Genomic DNA, 15,931 nt, shown 5'->3' on the forward strand with positions numbered 1-15,931 from the left:
CTTAGGGATACCTGCAACCATATTGTTAGATACTGCTATCATTTATCTACATAAACAATATAAAATTGATATACATTTGCAATCACCCTGAGATTAGGCTCATTTTCCTGTTTTTGTAGTCTCTCTATCGCTTATTATGATTTAATGGAAATAAATACACAATTGGGAGGTTAAATAAGTGAATTCATTATTTAGTAAAGTTTTAGAATTAGACATTGCTTACCTGGATACCTTTACAAATAGAATAGATACATCTTGGGGGTATTTGTTTCATAATGAAAATCAGCCAGTATATTATGATGCCAATCATGCGCATATCCATGAAGCTCCTTCTGATCCTAAGTCTGTCATTGAAGAGGTACTGGATTTTTATCAAAAAAGAAACTTGACCCCAAGATTCTATATCTTCAATATTGAAAATCAAGGACCTTTAATCAAAGAATTGTATGCCAGCGGCTTTCGATATGAAGAGCTTGTCTCCCCTGTCCAACTTTGGAATAAAGAACTAGCAACACGGCAGCAAAATAACAGAATACAAATAGAGAGAGTTACAGAGGCCAATTATACAGATGCATTAGAAATCGAATGTCAAATTAAAGAGTTTGGCGGCCGGGGGGTTCGGGAAAAAGCCTTTGCCGAAGAGTTTAAACACCCAGCATTCAGCCGCTATCTGCTAAAGTTGGATGGCACTGCCTGCTCCACTGCATGTTTGTTCAAGCATGGGAATCAAGTCCGCTTAGAACACGTTGCCACACTTGAAGAATATCGCGGCAAAGGCTTAATCGGCGACCTCATTTATTTTCTTCAAGAAGAAGTAAACAAAAAAGGCTTAGAGAACTTGTGGGTTTTCCCTATCAATGAGCAGGTTGAGAATGTATATGCCAAATACGGATTTCAATCATTAGGAAAATTTATTACAGGGCATGCTTTTTTGTCTGGAAAAAGCGTGATGGAAATCAGGGGCAGCTAATGGCTTCCCTTATCAAATAATTAGTTTATACGAAGTTTGGCAGGGACAAATTCCCCCTTTTAAAACGTTTGAAACTTTTGTAATATTAAGAGATTGAGAGCTTAGAAACACCTTTGGGGGGATACAAATGAATTCGCATGGTGCAGTTTTGCCCTATCCGCGGGCAAAGGGCATTATATTGGTGATTATTGCAGCTGTCTGCTGGGGCGCTTCCGGTACAGTTGCCCAATATCTATTTCACAATAAAGGCTTTAACTCAGGCTGGACGGTGGTCATTCGACTCCTTCTCTCCGGGACAGGATTATTATTTTTTGCACATACTGTTGCGAAGCAAAATATATGGAATGTCTGGAAAAACAAACAGGATGTTATCCAGCTTGTCTTGTTTGGAATCTTCGGCATGCTTGCCGCTCAGTATACCTATTTTGCAGCGATTGAGTATAGTAATGCCGCTGCGGCAACAGTCCTTCAATACTTGGCACCTGTTATGATAGCTTCTTACCTTTGTCTGAGGAAAAAAAAATTACCGTCAAAGCTTGAAGTGATGGCCATTTTGTTCGCATTGGGCGGAACATTTTTGCTAGTTACAAAAGGGAATATTCATGCGTTAGCAATCTCTGTACCTGGTTTTGCTTGGGGAATTCTTTCAGCATTTGCGCTTGCTTTTTACACACTTTACCCGGGCCGCCTGCTTGCAAAGTGGGGGTCTCTCATTACGGTTGGATGGGGAATGATGATAGGCGGTATCGTCTTCAGCTTTGTCTATCGACCATGGCAGTTTCATGGTGATTGGTCCGGGACGTCATTTTTGGCGATGGTGTTTGTCATCATCTTCGGAACAATCATCGCTTTTTTCTGTTACATGGAAAGCATGAAGTATATTAATGCATCAGAAGCGAGTCTTCTTGCTTCCGCAGAACCGTTATCGGCAGCCTTTTTATCTGTTGCCTGGCTGCAGGTTTCGTTTGGACCCGCTGAGTGGCTTGGCACCTTCGCCATCATTGCAACAATATTTATTTTATCGGCTGTAAAAAAATGAGGATAACCCAAAGGGTCGTTGAATGACGACTCTTTGGGTTATCCTCTGTTTTGGCTAATGGAAAGTATAAACTTTCTGTCGAAAGCTTAATACTTTCTTAACGCATAAATTCAACTGCGCCTCATGAACCGTCCTATCGGACTCGCCAATCGGCGAGTTTTCATTTATTATTCCCCTAAATCAACGTTATGATAAACCTGTTGAACATCCTCAAGATCTTCAAGTGTATCGATTAATTTCTCAAACTTAGCAACAGCATCTTCCGGAAGCTCAACCTCATTTTGCGCAAGCATGGTAAGTTCGGCTGTAGTAAATTCTGTTATGCCAGCATTTTTGAAAGCTTCCTGCATAGCGTGGAACTGGTCTGGCTCAGCATATACGATGACCTGATCCTCTTCCTCAACCACGTCACGAACGTTCACGTCTGCTTCCATAAGGATTTCAAGGACGTCCTCTTCGGATTTTCCTTCTACGCCAATTACAGCAGTGGCATCGAACATATATGCAACAGAACCGCTGACACCCATATTTCCACCATTTTTACCAAATGCAGCACGGACCTCTGAAGCGGTGCGGTTAACATTATTAGTTAAGGCATCAACAATAATCATCGAGCCATTCGGACCAAAGCCTTCATAACGAAGTTCATCAAAGCTCTCATCAGAACCGCCTTTTGCTTTATCAATCGCCTTATCAATAATATGCCTTGGCACGCTGTAAGTCTTGGCACGCTCCAGGACGAATTTTAGACCCTGATTAGCCTCCGGATCGGGTTCGCCACGGCGTGCTGCCACATAGATTTCACGGCCGAATTTAGCATAAATACGACTTGTATTGGCATCCTTTGCTGCTTTTTTATCCTTGATATTGTTCCATTTACGACCCATATGAACACTCTCTTTCTGGTTTGAATCTATCCAAAATCATTGATGAAAAAGCCGTTACGATTCAACCTTTTCAAAAATAGCTTTTGGGAGTCTATTTTCTAAATATACACAGATAATATTATACCTAATTTAGATCATTTGTTAAGAGTTTGATTTTCAAAAAGATAGAAGTTCATAAAAAATAATTGGTGTATCGATCTGCAGCAGCAATATGGCTACGGTGACTTGAACCATTTAATAGCTCGTTTGGAAATTCATCAAAATAGAATGGAATATATAAAAAGACTCCCGCCACAGGAGTCTAAATAAGGTTGGAGTCTATTTAAGAAAAGGACGAATTTTTACTCATCCACTCGATTATCTGCCTGATCCATAGCCTCATCGGCACCTTCGCCCGCTTTGTTGCCCAGTGCACCGCCGGCAATAGCACCTGCCACTGTGCCGATTGGACCTAATACGGAGCCCACTGCAGCACCGGCAAAAGCACCTGCACCAGTTCCTAGTGCCTCACCAGCATCTACATCATCGCGATTACGTTTGTTGTTATTCAAGATCTCACCCCCTTATTGGGAAGTGTTAGTGTTCTTTACACTCCCTTATAAACCTATTTTGCTCAATATTATTGTCTTTTTATTACTCTTTATATATATCTTTTTAATGTCCTGTTTTTAGAAATACTTTAACTGAAACCTACCACATAAAAATTTTAGTGCCCCAATTAAGGACCAGTTAAATTTCTCTTTATAAGCCAACAAAAATAAATTTATAGGCAAAAAAAAGCGGTCCACAAAATGGACCACTTTCTACTTACCACATATATTTAGTATTTATAGAATTTTTGCCGCATGTCACCATGTCTCCTACACAAGCATTTGGAACAAGGTGCTGTCCTTATTTACTTCCCTGCAGTTAAATCCTTTCGTCTTGATGCGCTCAATTAACGGGAAGTAGTCTTCTTTATCCTTCAATTCAATTCCTACTAAAGCAGGACCCGTTTCACGGTTATTCTTCTTCGTATATTCAAAATGGCTGATATCGTCATTTGGTCCAAGGACCTCTAATAAGAATTCCCGCAGTGCACCTGGACGCTGTGGAAAATTAACGATAAAATAATGCTGCAGCCCTTCATAAAGCTTAGAGCGCTCCTTGATTTCCTGCATCCGACCGATATCATTGTTTCCACCGCTGACGATACATACAACAGTTTTACCTTTAATCTGTTCAGCATATGTATCCAATGCAGCAATAGATAAAGCACCAGTAGGCTCAACAACAATCGCATTTTCATTGTATAAAGATAAAAGCGTCGTACAAACCTTTCCTTCAGGTACAACAACGATATCATCGATAAGCTCTTTACAGATATTAAAAGTCTTCGTACCGACTGTTTTGACCGCCGCACCATCAACGAATGGGTCAATTTTATCAAGCGAGGTGACCTCCCCTTTTAAAACCGATTCCTTCATCCCAGGAGCGCCTTCAGGTTCAACACCGATTAATTTAGTTTCCGGTGAAAAATGCTTCAGGTAGGTACCCACACCAGCCATTAGACCGCCGCCGCCAATTGCTCCGAATAGATAGTCAATATTTTCATGACAGTCATTTAGAAGCTCGACACCTACTGTACCTTGCCCGGCAATGACGTCATAATCATCAAACGGATGGATAAACGTCCGGTTTTCTTCGCGGCTGCATTCAATTGCTTTTTCGTAAGCATCATCAAAGGTATCGCCTACCAAAACTATTTCGACGCTGTCCTTGCCCCAAAACTTCACTTGGTTTACCTTTTGTTTCGGTGTAGTATTAGGCATGAAGATTTTCCCGCTAATGTTTAATAGGTGGCAGGAATAAGCAACCCCCTGTGCGTGGTTTCCTGCGCTTGCACAGATAATCCCATTCTCTAAATCCTCGGGGCTCACCCTCTTAATACGATTGTAGGCTCCACGGATTTTAAAAGAACGGACACTCTGCATATCCTCCCGTTTTAAATAAACATGGCAGCCATAACGGTCAGACAATAAATGATTGTATTGAAGCGGAGTCGGCGAAATCACATCCTTGATGGTGTGACTGGCAATGATGATATCCTCCACATTAAATGTTTCGACCTGTTGACTCATGGTCAATTTCCCTCCTCAAATTTGAAAAAATCTCAGCTTTTATAAACAATAAAAAACCCGTCCCCAATGGTATAGGGACGAGTTAGCTCGCGTTACCACCCTACTTCCGCAGCATCCAATAAACTCCTTGCTGCGGCTCTCGACATCCGTACATTGTAATATACGTGTTCCATTGTAACGGCGGACTTCCCGGTGCGGCTTACTGGTAACATTTCAGCAGCACATCTCAGAGATGATTTTCAGATAAGGTCTGACATCGGCTTCCACCAACACGCCGACTCTCTTTGGACAAACAGCAAATCCTACTCTTCTCGTCATCGATTTTATAAATCAATTTTTTATAAGGTTAACACCGAAAAAAGGGTCTGTCAATATTTTTAGACTATTTATATTATTTAGACAATTTTTAAAGCGCTTTCATTTCCATTTTAGGACACAGTTGTCATTTATTACAAGACTGCTTCATTAAAAAGGACATTTTCCCTATATTTCCATTAATTATGTTATAATAAAATATAAAAAATTCTGATATTTAAAGGAGAGGTAAAAATGATTATTCCCTACAATGGCAAAACCCCTTCTGTTCATGAATCTGTATTCGTCGCACCTGGCGCTTATATCGTTGGCGATGTTACCATCGGCAAAGATTCCACCGTTTGGTTTAACGCTGTTCTACGGGCAGATGATGGCCCGATAATTATCGGAGAACGCTGCAGTATCCAGGATAATTCCACCATACATATGTTTGAATCATGTGTCATCGAGGACGATTGTACGATTGGCCATAACGCCATCCTTCACGGCTGTAAAATTGGCAGGAAGACAATTGTCGGTATGGGCTCTACCATATTGGACAATGTCGAGGTTGGCGAGGAATGTATTATTGGAGCCAATACCCTGCTGGCAGGTGGAATTAAGATACCGCCCCGCTCCCTTGTGTTAGGTTCACCGGGAAAAGTGGTCCGCGAGCTGACCGAGAAGGACTTGCAAATGCTGCAAATGTCGAGTGCACACTATGTCCAGAAAGGGAAAGAATTTAAGGATATATTAGAATAACGTTAATTAGGGCACTTGCTTAAGCAGTGCCCTTGAGATAAAAATTTAACTTTACATAATATTATTATATTAAATATTATTGCAATGATTTAATATCCTTAATGATCTGCTCATAAGGTACATCCGCTGCACCTTCGTACTTCTGAACAACAATCCCCTCTATGTTTACTAAATAAAATGAAGTGCTGTGCACATATTGATTTGACCCTTCCAGTTTCGCTGCCGGAGCCATAAACGACTTATTAGCGAAGCTTTCAATAAACTCCTGCTGATAGCCCGTTATTAAATCCCAATTTGCGAAATCAGCCTTCACTCCGCTCGCATATTGCTTTAGGATTGCAGGCTGATCCTGTTCTGGATCAATGCTGAAGGAAACCAGCCGGGCATCCACACCCGCATCCGCCATCTTGCGCTGCAACTCGGCCATATTGGCAGTCATTGGTGAACAAACCGTGTCACAGTTCGTAAACACAAAATCAGCCACCCAGACCTTACCCTTTAATTTTGATAGGTCAACTTGTTTCCCGTCTTGATTGATTCCTTCAAAACTCTCCACCTTCATGCTAAGCGGAAACTCTACCTTCTCCTTCTTTTCTTTATCCGCCGAACAAGAAGTAAGAAGCAGGACAGAAAATAATAGAATTAAAAAACGTTTCATTTTCACAATCCCCTTTTGCTTAAAAAAAGTGCCGAGTATCCACTCAGCACCTTCCTTCATTTTTAGTTAATAAATTCTGTATCAATTAATGTCGCAAAATCAGGCTTTTCCTTCAAGAATTTAAGCTCTACGGAAGAATTAGCAAACTCTTGAATCACATCTTTATTGACTTCAGTCGTGAAATGAATATTTTTCCAAGCAGCATCGACGACGTCCTTTTCAAGGTCTTGCTTTGTGATTTCTTTGATGGTCTTAATCGTAATGTCTTTAGCTTCTTCTGGATTTTTTTCGATAAATGCAATTGCCTCATCTTGTGCTTTCACAATTTTAGCAATAACATCTTTATCAGCTTTAATTTTCTTGCCGCTTGAAACTAAGATTGTGTTTGGCAGAGTTTTACCAAAAGAAATTTTAGAGCTGTCGACGATAATTTTCGCGCCGCCGTCTTTCACTAACTGCGATGCCCACGGCTCCGGTACTGCCGCAATATCAACCTTGCCAGATTCAAACATGTTCGCATACTGGGCAGGGTTGCCGGTTACATGCTTCAATGTACCGCCAATCCGAGCCGAAGAGATTCCGAAATCCTGTAAAAATGTTTCCATCTGAACATCATGTGTACAGCCAACGCCTGGTGTAATAAACGTCTTTCCGTTGAAGTCTTCAACAGAATTAATGCCGCTCTTCTTGCTTGCTACAATGGCTGTACCACCTGAAGAGGCACCTGCAAGGATTTTAACATCTGCACCGTTTGTAAAGTTATTCATAACTGGGCCAGGTCCAACTAACCCTGCATCAATATCGCCAGTTTTAAGAGCGGTCATAAATGCGCCGCCGTCCGGGAATGTTTTGTATTCCACTGTCACATCTTTACCTAATTCTTTTTCATAAAAGCCTTTCGCCTTTGCAACCATTGCCGGAGCATGGTCAATGTTTGGAAAATAGCCGATGACTACTTTTTTAGCAGCCTTTTCTGAACTGCCGGAACTAGCTTCTTTTGAGCCACAGCCCGCTAGCGCTCCGAATACCAATAATAGAATAATGCTGATGATGGATACCTGCTTTTTCATCTTTTTCTCCCCTTTTAATCTCTAATTGCTAGTTTCTAAACCCCAGCGGCGCATGACATTTTTTTCAACGCGCTGGAAGAAGGTAATATCAACAATCGTTCCAATGACGCCGATGATGATCATAATCGCGATAACAAGGCTCATATTGCCAAAATCGGAGGCAAATTTAAGGGTATAACCAAGCCCCGGACCGCTGCTTAAAAGCTCCCCCGCCATGAGCGCTCGCCAGGCAAATGCCCAACCAAGTCTGGCACCCGTAACGGCGTATGGGATAGATGCTGGAAAAATAACCTTAAAGAATAGGTCCAATCCACCTGAGCCCATTGTTTGTGCGGCTTTAATATAAAGAGGAGAAACGTTTTTAATCCCCATCCGCATATTGATGGTCATTACCAGGGTGGCGCCAAGAATGACGATAAACGTAACGGCTTTTTCGTTTAAGCCGAACCACATGATTGCAATCGGCAGCCAGACGATGCTCGGTACACTTTGCAGGGCCAAAATCAATGTTCCAAGGGTCTCATCAGCGGATTTATTTTTTGCTAAAAGAATGCCTAGACCGACGCCAATTACGATGGCAAGTGACAATCCAATAGCTAAGCGCCGCAGGCTGGCAAGTATATCGTAGATTAGTGTTTTATCAGAAAAACCTTTAGCAAGTGCTTCGTAAACATCTGTTGGTGCCGGCATTAGCGCTGGTGAAATGTCAAAAATTCTTACTGCCCCCTGCCAGATGATTAAAAGCAGTGCAAAGAATATGGTGCGTTTAATTGTTTGCTGCATATGCGAGTTCCTCTTTCACTACTTTATCAATCTCGGATTGTAGTAATCCCATTATCTTTTCTTCCAATTTGGTCACCATTTGTGGATGGTTTGCGCGCGGCCTTGGGATTTTTACGTGAATATCCTCGAGAACCACTCCTGGTCGCGTTCCCATCACAACAATCCGATCTGATAACTTAATAGATTCGCTGATGCTATGGGTGACAAATAGGATCGTCTTCCGCGTTTCAAGCCAAATTTTTTCTAACTCGGTATGAAGTCGCGAACGTGTCTGCTCATCAAGCGCACCGAACGGTTCATCCATTAAAAGGACCTTTGGATTCATTGAAAGCGCACGGGCGATTGCTACGCGCTGCTGCATTCCGCCCGATAGTTCATGCGGTGAATGCTTTGTATAGTTGCTGAGCTGCACCATTTTTAAAAATTGGTGGGCAGTTTCCTTTGCTTCCTTCTTTTTCATTTCTTTGCGGAGCGGGAACATAACATTCTCTTCAACTGTCATCCATGGGAAGAGAGCAGGCTGCTGGAACACCATCCCGCGGTCTCGGCCCGGTTTGGTAATAGGCTGGCCATTCAAGAGCACCTCGCCGCTGGAGGGCTTAGTCAACCCGGCCACAATAGATAACAAGGTCGATTTCCCACAACCGGACGGCCCGAGAATCGAAACAAATTCGCCCTCTTTTATTTCCAGATTTATATCTGAAAGAACAGTACTTACCTCTTTTTGATTAAGAAACTGCTTATTTACCTCATTAATGTGAAGAAACACTTCGCATCCCCACTTCCCCTATAATTCGCATTAATTTTATCGGATTTATATTAATTAAAATTTATTATAAAGGTTCTGGTGGTAAAGTCAATTATTTTTCTGCAAATTTTGCAAATTAATGATTGTGGGTTCAGTTAAAAAGAAATGCCAGGCCCCTCTTGTATTTGTATATTTGGAAAATTCAAGGGGAAATCTACAGGAAAAAGGAGGATTCGTTGATGCAAAATGTATATCGTTTGGCAGCCAAGTTTATACCTTGCTTGATTGTACTTGGGATCATTCTCGGTTTGTTTTTTGATTTTAGTTTCGGTGATGTCCTTTTGATAACGGCTGTACTGGGGATTGTCAGTTATGTATTAGGAGATTTACTGATTCTTCGTAAAACCACCAACCTCCTGGCAACCATAGCGGATTTTCTAGTTACCTTTTTGGTGGTGTGGTTAATGGGGCGAATGCTGACAAATGAAAATAATCTAATTTGGGCCTCGGTTATTTCAGCTGCTGCTGTGGCCTTATTTGAATACTTTTACCATGGATTTCTTACGAATGAGAAAAACAAACAATTTACAAATACCTCGAGGTCTATCCAACAACAACCACAGTTCCAAACAGAGGCTGCCGAGGAGTTTACTCCGGTAAAGCCTGAAGTCAGGAGTTCGAACGATAATAAGTAGGAATAACCTAATTCAGTGCATGGCTAACTCTTATAAAAAAAAGTCCTCATGGAACAATTCATGAGGACTTTCACCGCAAGGTTTACATAATATTTTTATGCACAACCTTTCTTCTAATCATTTGTTCTTATCCCTCACTCAATTCTGCAGTCTTCGCAGGAATGAGGAAGCTTAGCACAACCGTGACCAAACTTAAAATTAAGGCATAGAGAAAGACATTCTGCATGCCATTTACAATATTTGCAGTATGGTTAATAATCAACCCCATTACGGTAACGCCAATCGATGTACCGATGTTCCGCAAAAACATCTGCAGCGAGGTAGATACCCCTTTAATATTGGAGTCGGCGAACTCCTGCGAGGCAATCGTGCCGACTGCAAACAATAACCCAAATGAAAAGCCCTGCACCGTCAAAATTAAAAACAAATTCGTATACGACAAATCTTTAATAAACATAAACAGTGCTAGTCCTGATAACGCGGTAATAAAACTGCCGATAATAAATAACCGCTTATAACCGAATCGGATAATCCATTTTCCAGCAGGTGTACTGCCAAACATCCAGCCGACCGCAATGCTTAATAAAATCAAGCCGCTCTTATAAATACTCATATGCGAGCCCTCTTGAAGAAACAGCGGTATATAATTAGAGGTGCCAAAAAACGATAAACAGTACACTAGCATAAACACATTCGTCATCAGGATGCCTTTATTTTTAAAAAGAGAAACAGGTAAAAATGGATGTGCTTCCTTTCTTTCTACCAAAATAAAAATAATCATGCCAATTATGCCCGCAATCACATACCAGATGGCGTTGCCTACATTGGTAGATAATAATAGAAGGCTGACCGAAGCCCCGAATAAAAAGAAACCTTTATAGTCAATATGAGTCTTCTTAAATTCTGTTTGTTCTTTATAAGGAAGCAAACATAAAACAGTTGCTATTCCAATCGGAATATTAATAAAGAAAATCCATCTCCAAGTCAAAGCCTCGACGAAAAAGGAGCCCATCACTGGCCCGACAATTGAAGAAATAGCCCAAATACTGCTGAAAACCGCTTGAATCTTGCCGCGCTTTTCAATCGTGAACAAATCTCCGACAATAATCATCGAGAGTGGAATCATACCGCCTGCTCCAAGGCCTTGAATACCTCTATATATAACTAAGGAAACCATTGAGTTCGCCATTCCGCATAAAATGGAACCTAATGTAAAAATCCCAACCGCAATCATCAACAGATTTTTCCGACCATACATATCCGATAATTTTCCATACAGAGGTACAGTTACTGTACTTGCCAGCATATAGACAACAAAAATCCACGCAAACAACTCCATTCCGCCAAGTTGTTTGACAATAGTCGGACTTGCTGTCTGCATAATATTGGCGTCAAGCGCCGAGATGAGGGTCGTGATGACCAGCCCCCAAAATACATATTTATTTTTTCCCATATAAACCTCCGTGAAAAAGCCAAATATAACTCTTCCTATTTTTTACATATATATGATTTCAGACTAAACTATTATAGCAAAAGGTTTACTAATTTTTTATTTTTTAAAAAATTAGAATAATCGGCGCCCGGACATATGTGGCATTAGAACCGCCCATGCGTCACCAAAAAAAAAATCAGTTCTCATGCAAATGATGCACAAGAACCGTCCCCATGTTTCATTTCTTTAATAATGGCTGGGTAATTGTTGGGAGGGTGACTTCTACGGTTGTTCCTTGGTGTACTGCGCTTGTAAATTTGATTTGGCCGCGGTGGCTTTCGACTATTTTGAAACAGGTCATTAGTCCGAGGCCGGTTCCTTTTTCTTTTGTTGTATAGAATGGCTCTCCTAGTGTTAGAATCCGTTCTTCTGGTATGCCGACCCCTTCGTCGGTAATCCGAATGGATATTTTGCCTTCTTCCTTTACCCCTACTGTTACGAAGATGTCTCCGCCTAGAGGCATGGATTCAATTGAATTCTTCAAGAGATTTAAAAAAACTTGCTTTAACTGATTTTTTTCACCAGATATCATCGGCAGCTCTTCAGCAATTTCAGTATAGATCTGCACGTTATTGATGATAGACTGAGTATTTATTAAGGTAATAACATCATGTAGCAATTGTTCAATATTTTGTTCCTTAAAAACAGCCGCGGATGGTTTGGCCAGAACCAGGAATTCGCCCACAATGGCATTAATGCGTTCCAGCTCTGATAATACGATATCAAAATACTCATCCTGTTCACTGTTTGCTTTGAATAATTGGATAAATCCCTTAATGGACGTAAGCGGGTTGCGGATTTCATGGGCAATTCCCGCCGCCATTTGGCCGAGCAAAGCCAATTTTTCGGATTTTTGCAGGAGTCTTTCTGTTTCCTCTCTTCTGGCTGTGACATCCTTTCCAACCACTAGGATCGCTTCTTTATTTCCAAATACAATCGATAAGGGAGTAACTTCAAGAAAAAATTCTGTTCCGTCGGTCCGTTTAATTTTGTATTCGATAGTAGCCAGGGGGCATTTTTCTTTCTTAATTTGCTTAATTCGTTCTTCCAACCGGTCTTTATACTCAGGCTTGATAAATTCAAAGACCGACTTCCCCAGAACTTCTGTCATGCTTTTGGCGCCACTCATTCTGAGAGCAGCCCTATTTCCATAAACAATTTTCGTATCCTGATAAATAAAGATAGATTCAGGCAGTGAATCTAGTAATCTCTTATAGCTTTCTTCACTTTCCCGTGCTTTTTTTTCAAAAAATCGGGCTTTATCGTATTGCCAGCCAACAAACCAAGCGATCGAGGTAAAAAGGAAAAAGTCAAATGTAAAGAAGGGTTCATGATACATAATCTTTTGGTAAGCAGTAAAAATAAGTGATAGCAGCAGCAAAATGATTTGTCCTGATTTATTCATGTCCATTCCTCTTTGTGTATGTATGTTACCTGATTTAATTCGACAAAATCACAAATAATCCTTTATCATTCTCCAACTTTTTCAACACAAGGAAAAAAAGTCCAATTTAAAGGGCATCCGTTTTTCAACTGGGGCATTAAGAAGAAAAAACCACCTGAAAAAAACTCAGGCGGTTCTTATAGACATTCAACCCAGTGCATGAATTCCCCAACAACCCGTAAAAATTCTTCTGGTTCCTCAATATATGGCATATGGGCGCTGTTTTCAAATACATGAAATTTCGAGCCAGGAGAAGAACGGCTGTAATGCTCTGTTGTTTCCGGCGTAGCCTCATCGTACCGGCCACACGTATATAATGCGGGGCAAGAGATTTCCTTCAATTGTAAGGTACAATCAAATTCTTTTAAATTCCCTAGTACCGTAAATTCGGATGGTCCCCACATAATATTGTAAATTTCGGAGTTTCGGTATTCAGGGTGCGCTTTTAGATGCTCAGGCTTTGGAATCCGGCAGACAAATTCTTTGCTGAACACCTCGATGGCTTCCTGAAACTCTTCCGAATCCATGGTTCCATCTTCTTCACAGCGTTTTATGGTCTCTTGAACTTCAACCGGCAGCTTTTTCAAATTCCGTTTTTGATCCTGTTCCCATAATGGCGCACTCAGGCATGGGCTTGAAAAAATGACACTTTTCACCCCGCTCGGCTTCGTTAAACAATAAGCTGCCGCTAATGTGGTTCCCCAGGAATGCCCAAGAATATGTACTTCATCAAGGTTCAAAGCGGAGCGAATTTGTCCCAATTCCTCCACGAATCGATCTAAATGCCAAAGTGAATCATCTTGTGGCCTTTCTGACCTGCCGCAGCCTAGTTGATCGTATAAAATGACCGGGCGGTCTGCCGCCAACTCCTTCAACCCCTGTAAGGAAAAGCATGATGAACCCGGCCCGCCGTGCAAAACAATTACCGGTGTGTTCCCTGTTCTATGATCATATTTCTCGTACCAAACTTTCCCACCGGTTACTTCTATGTATCCTTCTGTTCGCATAAGAATTTCTCCTTTGAATATGTATCAAGATTATATTAAAGACTATTTTACATCATTTATCTGCATTGAAAATGAATAATTTTTATTTTACTTCCCACTCTATAGGATGTCAGGGAGGTGAATAACATAATGAACCAATCACCTAATAACAAACAGCAAAAAGGAAAATCACTTACGAGCGGTCAGAATTCTGGAACACAATATCATGAGGAACATGCCGGAAATATAGAAGGGTACGGCCAGCCGCACCCCATTACTAACAGCATCGATACTGAAACGAATAACACAAAAGCTTAAGAGCTGGCCAAGAGTGAATATCTCATTCACTCTTTTTTTAAGACAGTAATATAGGAAAATTAGAAAGATTTATTTCCAAACTCTACGAAGACGCATGACCTCTTGCAAATAGCCCCACACAGATACCGGGGACATAATCATCTGATAGCACAATACGTACAGGAAGAATCCCTTACGATTTTTTCTAATGCCAAGGTTAAGTTCCTGAAAAACACCCTTTTGGTATCGATAAAGGACGTAATTTGTCAGTAAAGCTAAAGGTAGGACGAAAAGCGTCTGCGGGCCGGCAATCCAGTAGAATCCAAATAAACTCAAGAATAACCCGGGGATCCAAACAAAGGTATAAACAAAATCCAAATATGGCATCACAAGGTTCGAACCGGTTAAATACCTCGTAAAAATCCTTGGCTGCTGCCATGGCTTGACCTGTTTGAGCGCCTCAATCATCCCTCGTGCCCAGCGGCTCCGCTGCCGTACGAAATGGCGAAAATTCGTCGGTACATCCGTAAAAGCAATGGCTGTCGGTTCAAAATATACCTTATAATTTTTCTCTAAAAATGACCATGTAAGAACTATATCTTCTCCAATGGCATCTGGCCACCCCCCCACTTCCTTGACAACTTCCGTTCGGTAAAGGCTGTAGGCCCCTTGAGCAACAAGCGTTCCCTGATATAAGCCCTGTAGCCTTTTAATAGAAGCGATTCCTAAAAAGTAATCCCATTCCTGAATCCGGGCGAGCCAATTTTCACGGCTGTTGCGGACAAGAACGGCTCCCGCCACTGCACAAACCTCCTGCGGTGCAGACTCCATCCGGGCCACCAGGCGCCTTACTGCTTGGGTATGAAGTACCGTATCAGCGTCCAATGTAATCAAATATTTGGTCTCGACATATCGGAGCGCTTTGTTCAAAGCAAAATTCTTCCCAGGTTTTTTTTCGAATAGAACTTTTATATTAAGACCCAGCTCATCACCTAATTGTTTTGCCACCAGTGCTGTAAGGTCTGTCGAATTGTTATCAATGACGATAATCCGGATTTCTCCTGTATAGTCCTGTTTTGCTATTTGCTGTAAGGTACTATCAATCCCTTTTTCCTCATTCCAGCACGCAATTAAAATACTCACAGGTTCGGCCGGATGCAACGTTTTAAATCCCGGCTGCTTGTCAAACAAAAGACTTACGAGCATAAAGGCATTAAGGTACCCGGGTATATAGGCAATTCCGGTTATCAGTAAAATCGCTACGGGGACGGTGACTAATTCACCTAAATCCTTTACCCAAGGAATCGAAATAATAATGGACATTAACATCCAGGCAAAAGCAAGTCCATGGCTGAGCCAAAACTTCCATAAAACTGAAAGATATAACCTCTCTCGAATACGCAACGGTACATCTCTTGGTGTTTCTTTAAGTGGAATTGTCAAATGGAAGCAAAACCCCGTTTCAGTTTGAATTATATGAGACTATTTTATATGGAAGGCCTCGTAGATACCATGGTAGTTTTGGAATTACCAATAAGATTAAAATTGAGGGAGGAATTTCCCTCAAGAGTGTTATAATCCCTTTTCGCAAACCTCACCCTAAAAATGGACTGATCTGCGAAATAACTTGATAAAGCAAAAAGAGATTGAGACTTACTGCAATCTCTTTCATGTTTTATTATTAGA

At 41.2% G+C, this 15,931-nt stretch carries 16 protein-coding genes and 1 other annotated feature; of the genes, 5 read left to right on the plus strand and 11 right to left on the minus strand.

Features of this window, described 5'->3' with window-relative positions; translation table 11 throughout:
- Nucleotides 1-178: 178 nt before the first annotated feature.
- Together KHA99_RS01955 and KHA99_RS01960 are read left to right on the plus strand one after the other, a co-directional pair.
- Nucleotides 179-970, plus strand: coding sequence for a GNAT family N-acetyltransferase (locus KHA99_RS01955; protein ID WP_213115751.1), 792 nt, complete (start codon nucleotides 179-181; stop codon nucleotides 968-970).
- 127 nt (nucleotides 971-1,097) lie between these two features.
- Nucleotides 1,098-2,009 carry a DMT family transporter gene (locus KHA99_RS01960; RefSeq protein ID WP_213115752.1) on the plus strand — a complete coding sequence of 304 codons (912 nt, stop codon included), beginning with the start codon at nucleotides 1,098-1,100 and terminating at the stop codon, nucleotides 2,007-2,009.
- A 167-nt stretch (nucleotides 2,010-2,176) separates the two neighbouring features.
- Here KHA99_RS01960 and KHA99_RS01965 read toward each other — a convergent pair whose 3' ends face one another.
- From KHA99_RS01965 to ilvA, 3 genes are all read right to left on the minus strand, one after another.
- Nucleotides 2,177-2,896 carry a YebC/PmpR family DNA-binding transcriptional regulator gene (locus tag KHA99_RS01965; protein ID WP_213115753.1) on the minus strand — a complete coding sequence of 240 codons (720 nt, stop codon included), beginning with the start codon at nucleotides 2,894-2,896 and terminating at the stop codon, nucleotides 2,177-2,179.
- 341 nt (nucleotides 2,897-3,237) lie between these two features.
- Nucleotides 3,238-3,450, minus strand: a complete 213-nt coding sequence (locus KHA99_RS01970; RefSeq protein WP_213116861.1) for a hypothetical protein — start codon at nucleotides 3,448-3,450, stop codon at nucleotides 3,238-3,240.
- Between the two features lie 306 nt (nucleotides 3,451-3,756).
- Entirely contained in the window at nucleotides 3,757-5,016 is a 1,260-nt protein-coding gene (gene ilvA / locus KHA99_RS01975) for a threonine ammonia-lyase IlvA (RefSeq protein ID WP_213115754.1), read from the minus strand.
- Nucleotides 5,017-5,086: 70 nt separating this feature from the next.
- Nucleotides 5,087-5,343: a binding site (T-box leader), on the minus strand.
- A gap of 222 nt (nucleotides 5,344-5,565) precedes the next feature.
- Here ilvA and KHA99_RS01980 point away from each other — a divergent pair.
- Nucleotides 5,566-6,072 (plus strand): gamma carbonic anhydrase family protein, encoded by a 507-nt coding sequence (locus KHA99_RS01980; protein WP_213115755.1) that lies wholly within the window; start codon nucleotides 5,566-5,568, stop codon nucleotides 6,070-6,072.
- A 76-nt stretch (nucleotides 6,073-6,148) separates the two neighbouring features.
- On the opposite strand, the gene KHA99_RS01985 is transcribed toward KHA99_RS01980, so the two are convergent.
- The 4 genes from KHA99_RS01985 to KHA99_RS02000 form a co-directional block, all read right to left on the minus strand.
- A complete protein-coding gene (locus tag KHA99_RS01985; RefSeq protein ID WP_213115756.1) occupies nucleotides 6,149-6,730 on the minus strand; it encodes an SCO family protein in 582 nt (193 codons plus the stop codon).
- A gap of 62 nt (nucleotides 6,731-6,792) precedes the next feature.
- Complete coding sequence (locus KHA99_RS01990; RefSeq protein ID WP_213115757.1) at nucleotides 6,793-7,800, minus strand: ABC transporter substrate-binding protein; 1,008 nt, start codon at nucleotides 7,798-7,800, stop codon at nucleotides 6,793-6,795.
- A gap of 21 nt (nucleotides 7,801-7,821) precedes the next feature.
- Nucleotides 7,822-8,583: an ABC transporter permease gene (locus tag KHA99_RS01995; RefSeq protein WP_213115758.1), complete on the minus strand. Its 762-nt coding sequence runs from the start codon at nucleotides 8,581-8,583 to the stop codon at nucleotides 7,822-7,824.
- A complete protein-coding gene (locus KHA99_RS02000; RefSeq protein ID WP_213115759.1) occupies nucleotides 8,567-9,352 on the minus strand; it encodes an ABC transporter ATP-binding protein in 786 nt (261 codons plus the stop codon). The genes KHA99_RS01995 and KHA99_RS02000 overlap by 17 nt, the downstream gene beginning before the upstream one ends.
- A gap of 218 nt (nucleotides 9,353-9,570) precedes the next feature.
- Between KHA99_RS02000 and KHA99_RS02005 the strand changes: the two genes are divergently transcribed.
- Nucleotides 9,571-10,026, plus strand: a complete 456-nt coding sequence (locus tag KHA99_RS02005; RefSeq protein ID WP_213115760.1) for a YndM family protein — start codon at nucleotides 9,571-9,573, stop codon at nucleotides 10,024-10,026.
- 127 nt (nucleotides 10,027-10,153) lie between these two features.
- Here KHA99_RS02005 and KHA99_RS02010 read toward each other — a convergent pair whose 3' ends face one another.
- The 3 genes from KHA99_RS02010 to KHA99_RS02020 form a co-directional block, all read right to left on the minus strand.
- The gene (locus KHA99_RS02010; RefSeq protein WP_213115761.1) at nucleotides 10,154-11,479 is read right to left on the minus strand and encodes an MDR family MFS transporter; all 1,326 of its coding nucleotides are present in this window, start codon (nucleotides 11,477-11,479) and stop codon (nucleotides 10,154-10,156) included.
- Between the two features lie 217 nt (nucleotides 11,480-11,696).
- A complete protein-coding gene (locus tag KHA99_RS02015) occupies nucleotides 11,697-12,923 on the minus strand; it encodes an ATP-binding protein (protein WP_213115762.1) in 1,227 nt (408 codons plus the stop codon).
- Between the two features lie 176 nt (nucleotides 12,924-13,099).
- A complete protein-coding gene (locus KHA99_RS02020; protein ID WP_213115763.1) occupies nucleotides 13,100-13,969 on the minus strand; it encodes a proline iminopeptidase-family hydrolase in 870 nt (289 codons plus the stop codon).
- Nucleotides 13,970-14,098: 129 nt separating this feature from the next.
- Between KHA99_RS02020 and KHA99_RS02025 the strand changes: the two genes are divergently transcribed.
- The gene (locus tag KHA99_RS02025; protein WP_213115764.1) at nucleotides 14,099-14,266 is read left to right on the plus strand and encodes a hypothetical protein; all 168 of its coding nucleotides are present in this window, start codon (nucleotides 14,099-14,101) and stop codon (nucleotides 14,264-14,266) included.
- A 69-nt stretch (nucleotides 14,267-14,335) separates the two neighbouring features.
- On the opposite strand, the gene KHA99_RS02030 is transcribed toward KHA99_RS02025, so the two are convergent.
- Nucleotides 14,336-15,682, minus strand: a complete 1,347-nt coding sequence (locus tag KHA99_RS02030; protein WP_307852010.1) for a glycosyltransferase family 2 protein — start codon at nucleotides 15,680-15,682, stop codon at nucleotides 14,336-14,338.
- Nucleotides 15,683-15,931 lie beyond the last annotated feature (249 nt).

This window comes from Neobacillus rhizophilus (assembly GCF_018343535.1).
GTDB lineage: Bacteria > Bacillota > Bacilli > Bacillales > Cytobacillaceae > Neobacillus > Neobacillus rhizophilus.